Genomic DNA, 20767 nt, shown 5'->3' with positions numbered 1-20767 from the left:
CCCCGGTCACATAGTTATCTATGCTCCCGGGGATTCGCTCCCTTGCCGTCGCGATGCATCTTGAAATCCATTGGGTATATAGCAGTACTGAATTTAAAAATATTAATTTTGGATTGGAGATGTCATTGAAAAATACAGATTTCATGGCAAATGATTCTGTGCCCTTTGCATATTTGAAATTATCTATTCCAGTTTTTTTTGGAATGTCAATTCAGGGGCTTTATGGAATAATTGACGCTATCTTTATCACGAAATATATTGGCAAGGATGCTATGGCGGGCTTTTCAATATTTTTCCCTGTCCTTTTATTCGTAGGGGCTGTAGGGGTTATGTTGGGAGCCGGCGCTGCCGTATTAGTGGCGAGATTTCTGGGAGCAAATAAACCCGCCTTGGCGAATCGAGTGGCGATACAAGCTATATTCATGGGAGTAGTATGGGCTATCTGTTTTAGCGTATTATTTTTAACATCGGCACGAGAGATTTTATTATTTCTTGGCGCTACAGAAAATATCGTTAATTATGCTGTGGATTATGCAACACCATTGGTGTTATGTCTGCCTATTATCGTGATAGCGACTATTTTTGGCGATCTGTTGCGAGCAGAAGGTAAAACCAATGCCATGTTCGCAATAATGCTCTGTGCATCCATTCTTAATGTTGCGTTTGATTTTATTTTTATTGTCGTGTTCGACATGGGAATGTTTGGCGCTGCGATTGCGACGGTACTGGCTAATACTCTAGCGCTAATATGTGCCGTACTGCTCTTTTATAGTAATCATACTCGTCTGACTCTCTCACCGACTTACTTCGGTATAGACGTGAAAGAGTGCAAAGATATAGTGCTTATCGGATTGCCAACCCTGATTGGAAATTTGTCATATGGGATACTCATTTTCACTATCAATTATCTGATCAAGGCGAGTGAGGTTGAAAACGCGGGCGATATGATTAGTGCTTTCGGTTTAGTTTTCAGGGTGTTAAGCTTTATCGTCTTGCCGTTAATTGCAATGATGTCAGCGTTGCAAACTTTATCGAGTTATAACTTTGGCGCAGAAAAATATAATCGATGTATAAAGTCATTAAAGGTAGCATTGTTATATGCTTCATTTTATTCAATATCAATGACTTTACTGGTTATTACGTTGCCGGAACAGCTATATGGCTTATTTACTGATGATAAAAATCTGTTATTAGAGATTTTTAATATTTCCTTTTTAATTTTTTTAGGTTTGTTTTTCCTTGGTGGGTTACTGGTATTTATCGGTTTTCTGCAAAGTGTAAAAAAAGAGAAATATTCGATGTTATTGGTTTTTCTGAAGCTTTTTTTACAGGTTTCTTTAACTTTTTCATTATCTTTCTTGTTTGGTGTGGGATGTTTTCCTCTTATCCTATTTTCAGTGGATTTACTGGTATTTGTTTTAGCGGTTTTGCTTTCGCTAATCGCACTAGGCAATTTAGTTTCTAAACCAGCTAATGTTCAAGTTTGTCAGGTTATTTAATCTATTGTTATATTTAAAAATTTAATGAATTGTTAGATTGGAAATATCCGGTGCGAAGTGAAATGGAACCTTAAATATGAACGGGGCTGTTATGAAGTGTTTTATTATGGTTTTCCTTCTGCTATTTTCCTGCATTAGTTCGGCAGATGAGAATTTAAAAAGTCAAATTTTGCAATATATGGAATTTGGCAAGATACCAAGCTTAGTTATAGTGATGGTCGATAAGAATAAAAAATCAAACGTAATATTGTTAACAAATGAAAATAAAAATGGGACTCAAAATTTAGATGAAGAGACTATTTTCGAGCTGGCATCGGTAAGTAAATCTTTTACAGGTTTAATTGCGGCCAAAATGATAGAGGAAGGTAAAATTTTTCCTCAAACCAAAGTTTCATCAATATTGCCATCGATAAAAACCACTTATGATGGGAAAAGCGTTGAGGTGACATTTTTGCAGTTGCTCAACCATACATCGGGCGTACCTTTTAAAACCATTGATATGCTTTACTCCCAACCTCAAAAAGGGCTTGCGCAAGTTATCGATGATATTAAGTTGATTGACCTCCAGACAATGCCGGGGCAGCAACATGCATACGCTACACTCAATTACGATATTGCTGCCAGAATGATGGAGAAAGTTTCGGGGCAGTCTTATCAACAACTGCTGCGAACTTATATTTTGTTACCGCTACAGATGAATGCGACTTCTACTCTTCCAGAAGCAGCAAAAAAGGCAATGGGTCATCAAATCAGTTTCTTACAAGCCAGACCATACGATGCGCCATTTGTTTTGGCTAATGTACCGGCAGGATATATACAAACTAACGCTTCCGATATGCTTAATTGGTTAAAGTTCTTGGTAAGCAATACGGATTCAGTTCTCCTCGATGCTAAAAAATTGGTATTTTCAGGGAAGCTTGGTGTTGATACTAATGAAAGTGAAAAAACGATATATACCTTAGGATGGTATAAACAGGGGAATAGGGTATTTCATACAGGTATGAACCCAACTTTCTCTAGTTACGTTTCTGTTGATCTGGATTCTGGCGCTGCGGTTGCCGTGATGGCGAATGTTAACAGCAACATTACTTTTGAACTTGGTAAGCAAATCATGCAACAGCTTGCTCAAGGAGGGGACTTTACAGGGCTAAATACCGTTAAGGATCTGGAATTATTTGATACTTTTGATAGAACTTTTCTCATTGTCGGTATATTTATGATTTTGGCTTGCCTCTTGTTAATCTATTTGAACTTAAGAGGGAAGAATATAAGATGGCTTTCAAACTTGGGCGTTGTGAAAGCGGCAATTTTATCTGCTGTATTCAGCATTGCTCTGTTAATCGTGTTGACCTTCCCAAATTTTTTGCTTGGATTGTCTTGGGCGACATTTATGATCTGGATGCCTAATAGTTTTTGGGTTTTATATTTTCCTCTGGTGCTTCTTTTGCTCCTTTGTCTCTCTTTGTTCTCTCGCGCTTTATATCGTCGTTGCTCAGTGCATTGAGTTTGATTGGGATTTTATTTTTCAACATGTTCAGCATTTAAATTTCTTACGGATTTAATTATGTCTATTAGTAGAAAATCATATGAAATGACAGGGATTCAAAAAGGGGTGTGGGTAACAGAGTTGAAACATCAGGGGACCAGCATGTTTAATATTGGTGGTACCTGTAGTGTTGAAACGGAATTGGATTTTCCAAGGTTAGCTAATGCGATACAGAGCGTTATTAGAGAAACCCAAAATTTAAATTTCACTTTGAATGATGAGATTCCACCGAAACTTATTTTAGATCGCCGCGTGGAAGAAAATATCGATTTTATTGATTTTGGTCACAGAGAAAATCCACAAAGAGAGTTTGAACAGTGGCGCGAAGAGTGTATGTCTCAGAAAATGGATTTGACGACATGCTTATATTATTTTTGCTTGTATAAAGTGTCTGATTCAAAATGTGGTTTTTTAATCAAAATACATCACTTAGTTTGTGATGGCGTGACAATGCATAATATTATAGCCAGGATTTGTGAGTGTTATAATCGTCAATTAAATGATGTTGTGCATTGTGAGCTTAGCGATGATCAAAGCTATTTTTTGGCATTAGAAGAGAAATATTTATCTAGTCGCCAATATGATAAGGATAAATTATTTTGGCGTAATTTCCTTGCTGGTAAGGGAGAGAACAGCAACTTTATTTTAGGTAATAGAACACTTTCAACCCAAGCCACACGGAAGATTTATGATATTCCTAATCAAATATCAGAGAGAATAAAGCATGTTTGCGCAAAATTAGAGTGCACAGAAAACGTATTTTATTATGCGGCTATTGCTCTATTATTATCTCGGCTTTCGGGGAGTAAACAAGTCTCTTTTGGTATACCGCTTCATGGCAGGAAAAAGATAAATCTGGTACGGAATTCAATGACGGTATCTACCGTTCCAACACAAATAGCCGTGGATGAATACACCGATTTTTCAAGTTTAATTAAATCAGCTTTTGAGAATACCAATCGGATATACAGACACCAAAAATATGATTACACAGAGTTGGTTAAAGAAACGAGAGCCGGGGCATCGGTTAATGATTTGTTTGATGTTAGCTACAATTACGCCAACACTGGATATAACCTGGTTCTGGGTGAATGTCCACTGATTGTTGAAGATATATTCCCTAGCGAACAACAATATTCTATTCAATTTCTTTTTAAAGAGTTATTAAATGAGAAATCGACAAAAATATATTGTGACTACAAAGTAGAGGAATATACCCAGCAACAGATTGATTCAGTAATCAATTTATTAATTGATATTCTGGATGAAGTCAGTACCAATCCACACGGTCAGTTGTTGATGGTTGCGCCAGTAAGAAAGAATAATCTTCAACTGATTGAAACGGGGCCTAACAATGCGGTACCAACCGCCGCAACGATCATCTCGTTATTTGAACAGAGTGTTAGTAGCAATAAAGATCGGCTGGCAATTATTGAAGAAAATAGATCATTGACTTTCCAAGAGTTTCAAACCTTAGTGAGAACAATCAGTATCAATCTCTTAAATCACGGGGTTTCTGGAGGATCTCGAGTTGCTATTTTACTGCCTAAAAGTGCAGAGCAAATTGCAACTTTACTGGCGATTATGACCGTCGGGGCGACATATATTCCACTTGAAAGGGATTTGCCGAAGGAAAGAATAAAATACATTTTGGCCGATAGCGAATGTGCATTAGTTATCACAAACCATGATGGGGCATCGTTATTGCCAGCAGACGTTGCTTATTGCGATAGTGCAGCTTTGTCTGAAACTCTGCTACAAGATGATTTGGCCCGGTTACAAATAAGGTGTGAACCTACCAGTGAGGCGTATTTAATATATACTTCGGGTTCCACCGGTCTGCCGAAAGGGACAATTATTCGTCAACCAGAACTTGTGAATTATTGCCAGTGGGCCGCACAGGTTTATTATCCCGAAAAATCTGATGTGGCGGCATATTATACACCGCTGACTTTTGATTTAACGGTGACTTCATTGTTCCCGGCGCTGCTTTCCGGTTCGGCGATTAAGGTATACACCGAAACATCAAACTTTATCCTGAACGATATTATGCACGATGGTGTTGCGACAGTAGTGAAATGTACGCCATCGCATTTACGCGCTATCCAACATGAAATTATCGGCCCTCACTGCGCAATTAAGCGCTTTATCGTGGGTGGAGAAAATTTAAAAGTCAGCGTGGCAAATCACACCTACCTGCAATTTGCGGGTAAAGCTGACATTTTCAATGAATATGGACCAACAGAAACCGTGGTTGGCTGTATGATTCACAAGTTTGATCCTGCTAAAGATACCGACGTTTCAGTGCCGATTGGTGAACCGATCGACAATACCCAGATATATATTGTGGATGGTTATGGACGCCACTGTATTCCGTATATGAAAGGTGAAATGGTCATTGCTGGAAATGGCGTGTCTGCGGGCTATTGGAATCGCTCGGAATTGACTCAGAAGAGATTTATTACTGACAGATTTTATCCAAGACAACGAGCCTATTTATCAGGGGATCTCGCCTATCGCAACGAATCTGGGCAAATAACTTATTTGGGCCGTATTGATAAACAGGTCAAGATCAGGGGACACCGGATTGAGATCGAAGAGATCGAAACAAAGTTATTGGAATATAAGGATGTTCAGGACGTAACCATACTGGTTGACGAAACCAATCCTGACGCCTCAATATTAAAAGCTTTCGTTGTTTTGACGGAGGAATCATCTGTTGGTGGAGAGGAGTTAAAACAGTATTTATCGAGTCACTTACTCCACTATATGGTGCCACAATTTATTAAATGTATTGACGAAATTCCTTTAACTTTTAACGGTAAAGTTGATAGCGCCAGATTGCTGGAGCTTGAAGATGATAAAACCGGCGCCAATGACAATGAGAAAATGAGCACTTTAGAAATATCCGTGCTCGAAGAGTTTAAATTGGTACTGGGTTGCACAGAGTTATCTGTACACAGTGACTTTTATCAATCTGGCGGCGACTCGATAAAAGCGATTCAATTGGTCACATTGCTACAGAAAAAAGGTATTAGCGTAACAGCGAAAGACGTGCTCCAGTTACCGACGCCAAAATTGTTGTGTCGCCATATTGATAGTCGGGAGACGCTTATGGAGCAGGAAGAAGTCGTCGAGGTCTCTACTTTCTCACCGACGCCAATTATGAAATGGTTTAGCGGCCTGTTGTTAGGAAAGAAAGAGATATATCACCAGATGCTATCTTTATCTCTGCCATCACGTCTGGATCAAACGGGGCTAGATAGGATCTTGGATGCTCTTATATCATTCCATCCGATCCTGAATACCTATGTAAAAGATCAGCACTTCACTTTGCAGGTACGAAAAGGGATCAGGCAGGTTCAAACACCTAGAGTGAATGTAACGGGGTTTGAGCAACGGGAGTATGTTGCGAGAACGCTTCTGGAAGCGTCAAGTTGGCCTGAATCTGAGTTATTTCAGGCGATTATCCTTGATGATGGTAACGAGACCGAATTATTGCTGATGGCGCATCATTTGATCATTGATGGTGTGTCCTGGCGTATTTTGCTAACAGACTTAAATACATTTGTTGAGCAGCATTTAAATCGTCAACCGCTTAAATTACGCCAGCAAAATAACAACTACGCTAGATGGATTGAGTTTACTGAACACTATGCAAAAACAGTCAGTGAGGATGAGATCTGTTTTTGGCAAGAGCAAATAAGCGGCTCTCCTTTATTCACTTATCAAGACTTATATAGTCGTAAATTAACGATTGGTTTGTTAACCAGTGAAATAGCGGGTGTTAACTTTGAAAGTTTTACAAAACTATGTGGAATGTTGAAAATCAAACCTAATGAATTGTTTTTTTCATTATTTACTTACTCATTATTTAAAATTTTCAATAGAAATAATTTTACCGTTGAACTTGAAGGCATCGGCAGAAGTTCACAACAGAGCGAAGTGGATTTAAGCCATAATATAGGATGGTTCACATCGATTTATCCATTAATATGCCACTGTGACGATAATATATCTTCCCATATAAAAAAGACAAAAATAGCCATGCGTCGGGTTAATGATAATGGTATGGCCTATCAATCCATTCGCCACTGCTCGACAGAAAAACAGTTAAGCCCTATTCATAACGTGCCGAAGTTCAATTATTTAGGTGATTTTTCAGGATCGGCTCACCAAGGGGTTGTGAACATCAAGTCAATCTACCCTCATGCTATTTCCAGTGCGGATAATATCTATACCGATGCTTTTGATTTTAATGTTTATTGGCAGCAAGGGTGTAAAGTAAGTGTGAGCTATATTGAGCAGTTGATAGAGGCTGCTGAAATTGAAAATATCATTAATGTCATGGCGAGTAAATTCAAGGAACTTATTGATTCAACCAATTATGATGCCAAGGATTTTTATATACCAAGCGATTTCCCGACTATTTCATTATCAAGTACTGAACTTGAACAATTAATCTCTGAATTATCTGTGCTTTCAATTTAAATTTGGGTTATTAACTTATGACAGATTCATTTGATATTGCCATAATTGGTATGGCATGCCGATTTCCAGATGCTAAAAACCCAGAGGAGTTTTGGCAGAATTTAATCTCAGGGAAAGAAAGCATTAAAACATTCACGCAAGATGAACTACTGGCTAATGGTTATAAACAAGAGGATATCAATAATCCCAACTTTGTAGCGGCTAAAGCGACGCTTGAAGATTATAAATCCTTTGATAATCATCTTTTCGGATATTTAAAAGATGAAGTTGATAAAATGGACCCGCAGTGTCGATTGTTACACGAATGCTGTTGGCATGCATTGGAAGACGCTGCTTATATCGGCCAAAATAGTGATGAAAGAATCGGTCTATTTGCCGGGGCGGCTTCAAATATTCCCTGGATATCAGGCTTATTAAAGCGCAGGCTCACGCCTGCTGAAACATTCGATATCGTGAACTGGAATTTACCTGAGTCCATCATTACCAGAACGGGATATCGATTAGGGTTGAATGGACCCGTCATGGCTATTCACACCGCTTGTTCAACGTCGTTGGTTGCTATTCATACCGCGTGTCAGTCAATTTTAAGCGGGGATTGTGACTTAGCTTTGGCTGGCGGGGTTTCTTTAACTTTACCTCAAGAGTCTGGCTACCTTTACCAGCAAGGCATGGTGCGTTCGGCTGATGGTCACTGCCGACCTTTCGACATCAACTCCAATGGTACTGTTGGCGGCAGTGGGGCTGGCATTTTGTTGCTTAAGCCTTTGGATAGAGCCATTGAAGATAATGACTATGTTCATGCGGTGATTAAGGGTTCCGCGATAAACAATGATGGTCAGCGCAAGGTTGGATTTACCGCTCCGAGTGTTCAAGGACAGGCGGAAGTGATAGCCAGTGCTCAGATGTTGGCTGGCGTTGAACCAGAAGATATTAGCTATATAGAGTGTCATGGCACTGCTACTGAGATAGGTGACCCGATTGAGGTCTCGGCGCTGTCTAAAGTGTTCGGAAACTCGAATCAGGTATGCATGCTGGGTGCGGTGAAAAGTAATATCGGGCATCTGGATGAAGCGGCGGGTGTTGCGGGTGTCATAAAGACGGTGATGTCTTTAAAAAATAAGCAACTCGCGCCAACTCTCCACTATAACGAGCCTAACGACAAGCTACATATCGAAGAAACGCCGTTCAAAGTCGTGGATAGACCAATGGCGTGGGTAGTTGCAGGAAACCAGAAACGCATTGCTGGCGTCAGTTCATTTGGTATTGGCGGGACAAACGCCCACATCATTTTAGCGGAGGCGGATGAACCAATCATTCTCAAGAAAGAAACCGCGACATTACCGAATGTGTTTTTGCTCTCAGGTGAAACCCCTGAATCACTTACCAATAATCAACATAATTTGGCTGATTTTCTCCAGGCTAAGCAAGATGTCAGATTGTCTGATGTTGCATACGTATTACAACAGGGCCGAATACATCATAAATATAGAAAATCAATGGTTGCTTCCTCATGCGACGACTTAATTAAAGCCCTTCGAAAACCCAGTTCTCAGCATGCAAAAGTTTCTGGGACAGAGCATCAAATAATATTTCTGCTGCCCGGTCAGGGAGCGCAATATACCAATATGGCGCTTGCCTTGTATGACACTCATACGGAATTTCGGGATATTGTTGACCATTGCCTTGCAATAGCGTCTCACCATTTGGGTGAATCGCTGAAAGAAAAGTGGTTTACCGATGGTGTTTCAAATGAATTGCAGAAAACGAAATACGCTCAACCTGCCATTTTTATTGTTGAGTATGCGCTCTCTCGTTGCTTGATGGAACTTGGCGTTCAACCTTCAAGCTTGCTCGGCTACAGCTTTGGTGAATTAGTCGCTGCGACAATTGCAGAAGTGTTTTCCTTGGAAGATGCCATTAGCTTTGTGATTGCGCGTGGCAAACTGATGCAAGATTTGCCGGTGGGGGCTATGTTGAGTATCCCGCTGCCTGTTGCGGAAGTTAACGCTATATGCCCGGCAGGGGTAACTGTGGCGATTGATAATAAAGATTCGTGTGTTGTCTCGGGATCGGCAGCAAACGTCGAAGAATTCGCAGCGATACTCAAGAAAAAGCGCATTCTGACCACTCCAATCAAATCTAAGCATGCGGCACACTCGCCAGCGATGAAACAGATTAATGGCGCGCTCCAGGCCGTAATCGCTCAGTTTAATCTCAGCGCGCCGAAGATCCCGCTCATTTCTTCCGTGACGGGATTGCCGTTAACTACCGCGCAGGCGACTTCAACGGAATATTGGGCAGCACAGGCTGAGCATACAGTCTGCTTCGTCAAAGGATTTGAGTACCTGATTGAGAAACACAAAGCCTGTATTTTTATTGAAGTTGGCGCTGGCCGAGATCTGATCAATCTTGCTCGGAGATATCTCTTTCAAGAGGGTTCTAATACAGAAAGTTCTAATACAAATAGTTCTAATGTCCTTATCCAGTTACTGCCAGAAGAGATCAAAGCGCCAGATCTGCCTTATTCCTATTGGGGGGCGTTAGGTAAACTTTGGCAACAGGGCGTCCAGATTGACTGGCATAAGGTACGATTTACCGATGATTGCCGGCGTATCCCATTGCCGGGATATGCGTTCGATAGACGCGTTTTTTGGCCCAAGGAAACGAACTTCCTGAATATTTTCTCTAACGCGCCAGACGTAATGAAAGCAGAGAAAAACGTTGAAAGAAAAGGGCGGATGTCTGATTGGTTTTATCAACATGCTTGGAAACAGCAGCCGTTGAGCACGTCCAATGTGCAATCAAGCGATGAAACAACGCTCTTGCTACGGTTCAGTCATACACCGACACAAACATGCTGTATGGCGCGTAGCCTACAACATTATTACAAAAAATTAATAAAGATTCGTGTGAGCAACGAAAAGGTTTTTGATCTGGATGGGGAGAGCCAAATTAGATCAGATAATCAGGAAGACTTTACTCAATTCTTTAAGTTACTCGCAGAGAATAATACTTCGGTGGCAAACGTTATTGTTGATTGTCTTGACTCAGAGCTGGCGGTCGATGAATTGTTGTCACAAATTCTTAATCTCTTAAAATCATATCGTGCGCAAGTAGCCAACAGCACCATTAAAAATGTCACTTTTTTGGTGAAAGATGCCGTCGTGATATGCAATGAAAAGAGCATTGATCCATCATCAGCGGCAGTTATGGCAATAAGCACCGTGATTCGTCAAGAGTTCCCGGATTTATCTTGTCGTGCTATAGACGTTGGCGATATAGCGACAGATTGCGGGGCGACAAAACTACTTGCTGAAATTGCATCTGGTGGAAACGAAACTGTTGCGTATCGTAATAACAGGAGATGGAGTGAAGATTTCGTTCCCTATGTGCCTTTAGCCGCGCGAAATCACGCCTGCTTGAAAAAGGAAGGAACTTACTTACTAATTGGCGGCGCGGGCTTTATTGGTAAAACGTTTTCAAATTACCTCGCTAAAGAATATCAAGCTAATTTAATTATTACTTCGCGCTCTAGCTCTCATTTGGACAATTCCTGGCAACAAATAGATAAACAGGCTTCCTCGTTGCAGCTTATTCAGGCTGATGCGAAAGATCTGGATACAATGTCTGAACTTGTTCAAAACGTCATTAAAAATCATGGCAAGATAGACGGCGTATTCTATTTGGCGGGGATTACCGGAGAGGCTTCACTAAGATCTATCATTGAAACTGATAAGGCTTATATTAAGGCGCACCTTGAAGCTAAACAAAAAGGTATTACAGTATTAGAGAAAGTACTAGCAGAAGTTGACTATGATTTCTGTGTTGTCATTTCCTCACTTGCTCCAATTCTTGGCGGGCTTGGGTTTTATGCTTATGCTGCTGCTAGCGCTTATTTAGATGCGTTTGTCATTCAGCACAATCAATGTCACCAGAATAACTGGACATTAATTAATTGGGATGGATGGGAAGTCGCGGTAAAAAGTGACATTAATGAGAAAATTGGCACAAGTTTGTCGCATTTATTGGTAACGAAAGAAGAAGGTATCTTATTACTGGCAGATGTGCTCAATTATCAAGAAAAAGACGCTTTGATTATCTCGACTGCTGATATCAATGCCCGCATTGCGCAATGGTCTAAACCAAGTCAACTTGAAGAGCAAGAGAGTGATAGCAGGCATAAAGAGTATTCATGCCGGCCAGATCTTGAATGTGACTTTATTACTGCTCGTAATGAGATTGAAACTAAGCTGGTTGGAATATGGCAAGAGTTTTTACGTATTAAGCCGCTAGGCATAGAAGATGATTTCTTTGATTTAGGCGGGAACTCTCTCAAAGCGATCACTTTACTATCGCAGATACACAAGAGCTGTAGTATTGATGTGCCGCTGACATATTTCTTCAAACACCCAACGGTTAAAGAGATCGCCGAATTTTCTGGAGCTCAATCTGAAACATCAGGGTATCAGGCAATTCAGCCCGTTGCTGAACAGGATTCTTATCCATTGTCTCCCGGCCAGAGACGTATTTATTTACAACAAATGTTCGAAAAAGGATCTGTGGCTTATAATGAAACCGCAGTTTTTAATATTGTCGGCCATTTGGATATCCCAAAATTCAGTGAAACTCTACGGAAGTTAATACAACGGCATGAATCGCTGAGAACTTCGATAGTATTGGTTGATGGCGAACCGAGACAAAAATGTCACAAAGAGTCCATTGTTGAACTTAAACATATTAAATTCAATACAGAGGGATTAAGTCCGCTTCAAGTTAAAGAACAGATCAAGCGCTTAATAAAACCATTCAACCTGCATAAAGATGCGCTAATTAGGCCAATTCTTATTGAGTTAAAACAATATGAATATCTATTTTTCTTGGATATTCACCACATCATCTCTGATGGTCTCTCTCAGGATATTTTTGTCAGAGATTTTCTCGATATATATCAAGGTGTAAAATTAACGCCTCTCAATATACAGTATAAAGACTACACTATTTGGCAAAGTGAAATAGCAAATAGTTGCCGAGTATTAGCACAAAAAGACTTTTGGCTAGGAAAGCTAAAAAACATACCCGAACTTCAACTGCCGTATGATTTTGATCGGGAACAGATAACAGATGATTGTGGGGAAAGGCTTTACTTCTATTTAGCAAATGAAACTACCGAACGGCTGGTTAATGAATTCAGTAGAGATGGTGCAACTAACTTCATGATCTTCATCTCTACTTACTACTTGTTATTAGCTGATTTAACAAAGCAGATGGAATTTTGCATTGGAACGCCAATATTGGGTAGGCCACAAAGTGAGTTGCAAGATGTAATAGGTATGTTTGTCAACCTTCTTCCAATACCATTTGATTTTGATGAAACGATGACTTTTAGGGATTTAGTTAACTCGGTTTCTGATGTTGTTATCTCGTCATTTGATAATTCTCATATTCAATTTGAAGAAATAGTTAAAGCAATAAATATCAAGCCTAAGAAAAATAGAATGCCGATATTCGATACCGTATTCTCATATATGAATATTGGCATGTCTGATTTTGAGATGCCTAATTTGAAGTTAAGCCGATATGAAATAGAACAAGAGAGTTCCAGGTTTGACCTGGCATTCTTTGTGAAAGAAATCAATAATGGATACGAGTTTAGCTTTGAGTATAAGAGTGCATTATTTACAAGCGAAAAGATTAAATTTTTCATAGAGCGATATATTAATCTAGTCAATGATCTTTTAAGTCATCCGAATGTTGCTATTGCTGAATATTTTGAACATGAAAAAGTGAATTTGGACATTCCTAAAGATGAAAGTCTTTTAGAATTTAACTTTTAATGGTTTGATTAATGGAGTAAAACATACTCCACTCTATTGACATTATTTAAAAATATGAAAAATTTTATAGATATTAACGATAGCAAAAATGCAGATATTCGGCTCTATTCGATTCACCATGCCGGTGGTTCGCACATGCTTTATCGATCTTGGGCGCATTTACTGCCGGGCTGGATAAAATGTATCGCTCTTGAAGTACCGGGAAGAGGGATGAGTTTTGGTGAGCCGCTGCCGAAATCGATGGAGCAGGTTATCGAGTTATTTTTGCATCAAATTCAGACGGATAAGCCATTCGCCATTTTCGGCCATAGTATGGGGGGCTTTATAGCGTATGAATTGACGCTAAGGTTACAGAGTTTAGCTATTCCCCCGGTTTGGTTAGGTATTTCGGCTTGCAAACCTCCACACTTAAAAAATAAGGAAAATTTATCTCGCGCGTCATTCAATGATGATGAGTTAATCGAATATCTTGAGAAATTAGGAGGTTCGAAGGACTTTTGTGACGACCAAGTGGTGATGAAAATGATGTTAGATATTGTGAGGAGTGATTTTAGAATAATAGAATCCTGGCGTATGAGCGATTTGAAAGTTAGCGACAAAACGACAGTTCATGGTTTTTCTGGCCTATATGATGCGGTAGTAACGCCTCAAATGATCTCTTGTTGGAAAGATTACGTAAGTGGTGAATTCCTGCATAGTACTTTTGATGGGGATCATTTTTATCTTAATAATTTCTCAAGTAGATTGATCAATAAAATAGTAAATGATCTGAAGTTCAATCGGTGATTGATATGAAATATGTAATTATTTGGACATTAGTTTTTAGTGATAAATGGAATGCTTTAAATCGTTCTCAAAGAGAACAATTACAGAATGAATCGCTGCCTGAAATTCTAGTCAAGTACAATGATTTTATTAGTCTTAGAACAGTAGATTCGGAAGGATTTTCTGCTGATTTTCAAGATTTTGTTATTATTGAGACGGAAAGCTTAGAACATTACTACTGTATGCTCCAGGATATGCGCAATACAACAGTAATATCAGAAGGGTATTTGAAAATATCCAATATATTAATGGGCATAGAAAATGCCCATGAAATATATAAGTCGCATAAATTGCCATGAAATGGACGGATTAAGAAATGCCTGTGAATTATAACATTGTCGCTTTAAGTCCAATGCAAGAAGGAATGCTTTATCATTCCATTGAAGAGGGTGGCAAAGATGTTTACGTGACAAACTTTACCTTAACCATTGCTGGTCTGATTGATGAAAAGAAATTAGAAGTTGCATGGAACAGAGTGGTATCAGAACATCAAGCATTACGAACGGTTTATCGCTGGAAAGGGTTAAGCCATCCAGTTCAGATTATTTTTGAGGATAAACCGCTTCACATAGATTTCAGAACATTTGAAAATAATAGCTTTAGGGCAGCTCAAGAAAATATTAATGAGATAATTTCTCAAAAAACTGAAATTGATTTAGAACATTGTCCAGTCAAAATTAACTTATATAAAGTAAGCGAAGATAATTATATACTTCATGTTCAATATCATCACATTTGTATGGATGGTTGGAGTTTGGGGTTACTAATAACCCAACTTTGGGATTATTATGATCATCCTCAATTAAAATGTGTTGGAAAAATTTTTGATTATGAAGATTATATTATTCACTTAAATAAAGTTAAGCAATGTAATGAAGCAAAAGGATTTTGGACTGGCGCCATATCTCAAGACGCAGCAATTAGCTTACCAAGTAAACAAAACTTACTCTCAAAAGGAATAGGTAAAGTTGAATGTACATTAGATAAGAATATAATAAGCGAAGTTGAATTATATTGTAAAGGGAATGGATTTACGCTTGCTATTGCAATATACGCTGCCTGGTCAATTGTTTTATCAAAGTATAATGATTCAGAATCTATCTGCTTTGGCACCACAGTATCGGGTAGAGATAATTTAATCCCTGGGATTGAAAATAGTATTGGTTTATATATTCAAACTCCACCATTGTTAATCGATAATCTCTCCAGCCAAACGACGCTTTTAAGCATCATGAAGAGAGTGCAATCTAGTATATTGGATAGGGATGCTTATAAAGAGTATCCAATATCTGAAATACAAAGCGTTAATAAAATAAAGCATAATCTTTTTGATAGTATTGTGGTGATAGAAAATTATCCAATTTCGAGAAGATTACAAGAGTTGTCAACAAGTGTGGATATTCTTTCATACACAACATCTGAAACCACAAATTTCGATCTGAGCTTAGAAGTTAATTTGCTTGATTCCGCGATTTTAAAATTCAGTTATAATGCCGAAAAATACGAACAATATTTTATTAATGGCATCCTGAAACAGTTCACGAGAGTATTAAAAGCGATAGCTTATAATGCAGAAAAGACTTTATCTGAACTCTGTTTCTTGGATGAGAAAGAATATAATCAGTTAATTATTGATTTTAACAATAATGATGCTCCATTACCGGGGCCTGCTCATTTAACTTTAGCGTGGCAGGTTGCCGCAGAAAAATATCAAGGCGATATCGCCATTAGACAGCAAGGTACTCGCGTTACTTACGCGCAACTCGATGAGTTATCTAACCAAATTGCAAAAAATCTCTATTTAAAAGGCGTTAAGCATCAGGAGTTCGTTGCAGTTAAATGTCGTGCCAGCATTCATACCATAGCACTATTAATTGCGATAAATAAGTTAGGTGCTGCTTATGTTCCAATCGATATATCCACGCCTGAAGAACGAGTGAATAAGATCTTATCTAATGGCATTAAACATATTATTTACCATGACGATTTGCTCAGTTTGTCAGAGATAAAAGAGGGTGACAGTCAGCTACCAAGTTTGGCATACTCTGAAAACGACCTTGTATATACGATATTTACCTCAGGGTCTACCGGAGAACCAAAGGGGGTGATGTTGGAACACCACACGGTTATGAACTATATTTACTGGGCGATTAGTTCCTATCATGCAGAGGGTTATCGTTCGGTTTATCCTTTGTTTACCAGCCTGGCGTTTGACCTGACCGTGACTTCTATTTGGTGCCCGCTAATTTCTGGCGGAGAAATAGAAATTATCGCTAAAGAATCATTTGAAGCCTTACAAGATGTGGCTAAAAACCAAAGTCTAAGTCATGTCAAGATCACGCCTTCGCAATTAAATTTACTCAATCAAATCTGTGATAATAAAAGTTCACTACAGACGTTTATTCTGGGTGGTGAACAATTAGAAAGTCAGTTGTGTAAAGAAATTACAGATAAGTTAAAGCCTGGAGTCACTATTTATAACGAATATGGCCCAACGGAAGCAACGGTTGGTTGCATGATCTATCAATATCAAAAAGATCAAAAAGAAAACCCGATTGTTCCCATTGGTAGACCAATTAATAACGCTAAAATATATATTTTAGATAAGAATTTACACCCTCAACCAATAGGTGTTCCCGGTGAGATTTATATCGGTGGAAACGTTCTTGCCAGAGGATATTTGAATCGGCCAGATTTAACGGCTGAAAAATTTATTGATAGCCCCTTTGATCATAAATCAAAACTCTATAAAACAGGGGACTTGGCTTTCTTTAACGGTGAGGGGGATGTTGAATATATTGGTAGAATAGACAATCAAATAAAGTTGAGAGGCTATAGAATTGAGCTAGATGAAATAGCGACAAAAATAAAGTCATATGACGCATGCCATAATGCCGTTGTGGTTATTAAGAAGATTCATGGAGAAGATCAGCTAGTTGCCTATTACGTTTCTGATCAGGATATTCAACAGAATAATCTAAGGCATTATTTATCTGAATCTCTTCCTAGCTACATGGTGCCTGGCATATTTAAAGCTGTCGATGAAATTAAATTGACAACAAATGGGAAAGTCGATTTAGCAAGCCTGCCTGATCTTGATTTAACAAGTCCAAATATTTCTGACTTAGAGCGTTCAAGTTATAAAGATAAAGTGCTTGAAGTGTTCTGTTCAATTTTAGAGATAGATCAAATAGACCTTAAGACCAGTTTCTTTGATTTAGGGGCTAACTCGATAAAGCTTCTTCGAATCACAAATGTTTTGAATGAGTTCCTGCCTTTCCCGTTAAAAGTGGTTGATTTCTTCACATACACGAATATGGCTAGTCTTATTTCATATATTGAATCCGGTGAAAAACAGGAAATCAATTTGGTCAATAAACAAGAATCTATGTCGAGACGAGACCGGTTAGCGGAACGTCGTGGAAAAATGAAGAAAAGAGTCAGTTTTGTTAATTAATAAATATGGAGATAAATAATAATGACTGCAAACTATGTTAAAAACGTTATCTTAACAGAATTAAATGGTGATGTTGAAGAAATAAAAAAGGTTGTAGATATTTGGTATCTTGCTTCGATCAAATGCCATAACTTTGTTAGCGAGAGTTTTTGGAGTTCATGTAAGGAAGATATGATGAAAATCTATATTCCTAGCGCTGAAACTATGGTTGCAAAGTATAATGATGAAATTGTTGGGTTTGTCAGTTTGGTTGATAATATTCTCGCCTCAATATTTGTTCATCCTGATTTTCAAGGTAAAGGAATTGGCAAGAAATTACTATTAGATGCCTTCGGTAAAAGAAGTGATTTAGTGCTTAACGTTTATTCGAAAAATAAGCTGGCGAGAGATTTTTATAAAATGAATGGCTTTATAGAGGAAAAGGAAGGTGTAGATGAACATACTGGTGAATTAGAAATTACGATGAAGTGGAATGGCTAATTAATTTTTAAAGATGAGATATTAAAATGGCTGATAATGGTAATGTAATTAGTGAAGCTACGGTAAATTATTGGAAGGGATTCTTATCGGAATACCATAGTCCAGAGTGCGAGATTTCTTATTGCAAAGATATCTCATCTAAACCAACAAAGTTTAGCTTTTCTGAAGAAACTTCAAACACCTTACTCTCAATTGCAAATGGTTCAAATAAACGATTGAGTATATTGCTCACCTCTTTGGCCGCTTATGCGCAGGCAATGATGTTGAAAAGTTCTGAGGTGACTGTTCTTACTGGAAATTATCTCGAAGATTCAACTGAACCAAAGATATTATGCTTACCGTTTAACTTTGATAGTGAATGCACCTTAAAAGAGGTGATCGTAGCGGCTTCAACAAATATGCAACAAAAGCTTGCGTATTCCGTGGAGTCTTTTCAAAACATTTTTGATAGTACAGTCACCTTCCCTTTATCTGTTGTATTGAAAAATTGTCAAAAGGAGTCTGATGAATTTTCTGAGCGCTCCTTATCACAATTATTCTTTGAACATGATAATGCGCTAATATCATGCGAAGTGACTTCCATATACGATTCAGAATACGTCATCACTATGATGAATATGGTGGAATCTTGGGCGAGTAAAATACGCTCTGATGGTAAAGTTTCTGAGTTGCTAATACCTGATCCCTTTTTCTTAAATGTTGTTGAAGCAGAAAATGGTATTGATACCGAGCAATCGATACTGGCTTTATTTAAGCAACAGGTAGGTACTCATCCTTTAAAAACGGCTATTGCGGATGGCGTGGGGGAATTGAGTTACGCTGAATTGGACAAATTGAGCGACGCCTGCGCCATCGGGTTAATAGCGTTAGGTATCGAAAGAGGCGATACGATTGGTATACATATGCCGCGATCTTGCTCAGCAATAGTGGCAATGTTCGCGGTGCTTAAAGCAGGCGGAAAATACTGTCCTTTTGATATAAATTGGCCTGTTGGCAGAAAGAAATATGTATTAGATATTGCAGACATGCGATTAGTTATATCGTCAATTGATACCAGACTGGAATTGGAAGAATACAGCCAGATTACCTATGACAATCTGCAACAAGATGGATTTGATGCAACACAAGACGTTCAATTACCTGAAATTAATGGTCAAGATTCCGCTTACGTTATTTTTACCTCTGGCTCGACGGGTAATCCAAAAGGGGTTGAAATTCCTCACCGTGCCGTCGTCAATTTGGTCAAAGGACTAGAGCAAAAGGTTTATCGCAATTACCCGTGGGATTTGAACGTCTCAATGATATCAGCCCTAAGTTTTGATGCGTCGGTACAGCAGATGTATCCAGCGCTTTTACTGGGCCATACGCTTCATATCGTGCCTGATGAAGTCAGGAAAGATGGCAGGAGAATCAGTCAATTTTGGCGCGACAGGAAGATCCACATTGCCGATTGTACTCCAACTCATTTAAGGATGATTAGGTCACAAATGAATGGTCAACGCATTGATTGTCAGGTAAAGCATCTGATGATTGGCGGTGAAAAGCTAGAGCGGCAAAGCTGGTTGAATTTCGCTCAGTGTTGGGCGTCTGTTCCTAACGCCTCTAACGCATATGGGCCGACAGAATGTTGCGTACAATCGCTCTCTTTTGAATTTAACGCTTCAAGCCAGATAAAGACCAAGACTATTCCTATTGGCCTGCCAATGTCCGGTGAGGAAATTGTACTGCTTGATGAGTTTATGCGAATTCTTCCCAAAGGGGCGGTGGGGGAAATTGCTATATCTGGGAAAGGGTTGGCAAAAGGGTATGTCAATAATGTTCAATTATCTCAAGAATCTTTTATCTTCATAAATGGTAAGCGTTACTATCGAACAGGTGACCTGGCAAGATATATTGGTGAGGAAGGTATGATTTATTTAGGACGAATAGATAGTCAAGTAAAAATAAACGGATATCGAATAGAAATTGGCGAAATAGAAAAAGTTATTCAACAAGAGATATTAAAACGGTATTCCGCGGATGATATTAAGCCAATCGTTGATATCCATGTGATAGTCAATAACAAAGATCCTGATAATCAATTATTAATCGCTTACATTTGTACTACTGAGGAAATTGATTTCGATGCACTTCGTAAGGAAATTGCATCTCATCTTCCTGATTATATGGTTCCAGCATATTTCATTGCAGTTGATTCATTCCCACAAAATAGCAGTGGTAAAATTGATAACGCTAAATTACCCGATCCTCGTTTCGACGTAGTGCAAAAGAGAGTTGTGGCATGTAATAGCGAGACGGAACAGCAAGTACTCGATATCTGGGCGGATTTACTGAGTACTCGAAAGGAGAATATCAGCTTAACCGATAACTTCTTTGATTTAGGTGGTTCATCATTTAAGTTAGCACAGCTTAGTTTCAAGTTGAGTGAAGTATTTGCTCGAGAAATAGAAGTTGTTGATTTGTTTCAATACACGACGATTCAGTCACAAGCACAATATATAGATGAAAATGAACAGCCGATAGATAATTCGGATAACGGAGCTAATTCAACAGAGCAGTTCGATGAAGCATTGAAAATATTTGGTCTTTAAATTTAGATTTCATCAATATCATCCATTCGAAAAATATCAATTGC

Annotated in this window: 9 protein-coding genes; all 9 read left to right on the top strand. The window is 38.7% G+C overall.

Annotated elements, in window-relative coordinates; all coding sequences use genetic code 11:
- The first annotated feature begins 125 nt into the window (after positions 1-125).
- Entirely contained in the window at positions 126-1499 is a 1374-nt protein-coding gene (locus OO184_RS12625; RefSeq protein ID WP_265379486.1) for an MATE family efflux transporter, read from the top strand.
- Positions 1500-1575: 76 nt separating this feature from the next.
- Positions 1576-3003 (top strand): serine hydrolase, encoded by a 1428-nt coding sequence (locus OO184_RS12620; protein ID WP_265379485.1) that lies wholly within the window; start codon positions 1576-1578, stop codon positions 3001-3003.
- Positions 3004-3063: 60 nt separating this feature from the next.
- Complete coding sequence (locus OO184_RS12615; protein ID WP_265379484.1) at positions 3064-7536, top strand: non-ribosomal peptide synthetase; 4473 nt, start codon at positions 3064-3066, stop codon at positions 7534-7536.
- Between the two features lie 17 nt (positions 7537-7553).
- Positions 7554-13370, top strand: a complete 5817-nt coding sequence (locus OO184_RS12610) for a type I polyketide synthase (protein ID WP_265379483.1) — start codon at positions 7554-7556, stop codon at positions 13368-13370.
- Positions 13371-13424: 54 nt separating this feature from the next.
- Positions 13425-14156: a thioesterase II family protein gene (locus OO184_RS12605; protein ID WP_265379482.1), complete on the top strand. Its 732-nt coding sequence runs from the start codon at positions 13425-13427 to the stop codon at positions 14154-14156.
- 5 nt (positions 14157-14161) lie between these two features.
- Positions 14162-14494 carry a darcynin family protein gene (locus tag OO184_RS12600; RefSeq protein WP_265379481.1) on the top strand — a complete coding sequence of 111 codons (333 nt, stop codon included), beginning with the start codon at positions 14162-14164 and terminating at the stop codon, positions 14492-14494.
- A 17-nt stretch (positions 14495-14511) separates the two neighbouring features.
- Positions 14512-17652, top strand: coding sequence for a non-ribosomal peptide synthetase (locus tag OO184_RS12595; protein WP_265379480.1), 3141 nt, complete (start codon positions 14512-14514; stop codon positions 17650-17652).
- A 21-nt stretch (positions 17653-17673) separates the two neighbouring features.
- Entirely contained in the window at positions 17674-18132 is a 459-nt protein-coding gene (locus OO184_RS12590; protein ID WP_265379479.1) for a GNAT family N-acetyltransferase, read from the top strand.
- A gap of 26 nt (positions 18133-18158) precedes the next feature.
- Positions 18159-20723 (top strand): non-ribosomal peptide synthetase, encoded by a 2565-nt coding sequence (locus tag OO184_RS12585; protein WP_265379478.1) that lies wholly within the window; start codon positions 18159-18161, stop codon positions 20721-20723.
- The last annotated feature ends 44 nt before the right edge of the window (positions 20724-20767 follow it).

The sequence above is a fragment of the Photorhabdus aballayi genome (genome assembly GCF_026153155.1).
GTDB lineage: Bacteria > Pseudomonadota > Gammaproteobacteria > Enterobacterales > Enterobacteriaceae > Photorhabdus > Photorhabdus luminescens.
The sequence above is the reverse complement of the archived record's forward strand: the minus strand, read 5'-3'. Positions and strand labels throughout refer to the sequence as shown.

What these genes read in the sequence shown, in the direction of transcription:
- OO184_RS12620 (WP_265379485.1), top strand. Translation starts at nt 1,576, where the DNA reads ATGAACGGGGCTGTTATGAAGTGTTTTATTATGGTTTTCCTTCTGCTA.
- OO184_RS12615 (WP_265379484.1), top strand. Translation starts at nt 3,064, where the DNA reads ATGTCTATTAGTAGAAAATCATATGAAATGACAGGGATTCAAAAAGGG.
- OO184_RS12610 (WP_265379483.1), top strand. Translation starts at nt 7,554, where the DNA reads ATGACAGATTCATTTGATATTGCCATAATTGGTATGGCATGCCGATTT.
- OO184_RS12605 (WP_265379482.1), top strand. Translation starts at nt 13,425, where the DNA reads ATGAAAAATTTTATAGATATTAACGATAGCAAAAATGCAGATATTCGG.
- OO184_RS12600 (WP_265379481.1), top strand. Translation starts at nt 14,162, where the DNA reads ATGAAATATGTAATTATTTGGACATTAGTTTTTAGTGATAAATGGAAT.
- OO184_RS12595 (WP_265379480.1), top strand. Translation starts at nt 14,512, where the DNA reads ATGCCTGTGAATTATAACATTGTCGCTTTAAGTCCAATGCAAGAAGGA.
- OO184_RS12590 (WP_265379479.1), top strand. Translation starts at nt 17,674, where the DNA reads ATGACTGCAAACTATGTTAAAAACGTTATCTTAACAGAATTAAATGGT.
- OO184_RS12585 (WP_265379478.1), top strand. Translation starts at nt 18,159, where the DNA reads ATGGCTGATAATGGTAATGTAATTAGTGAAGCTACGGTAAATTATTGG.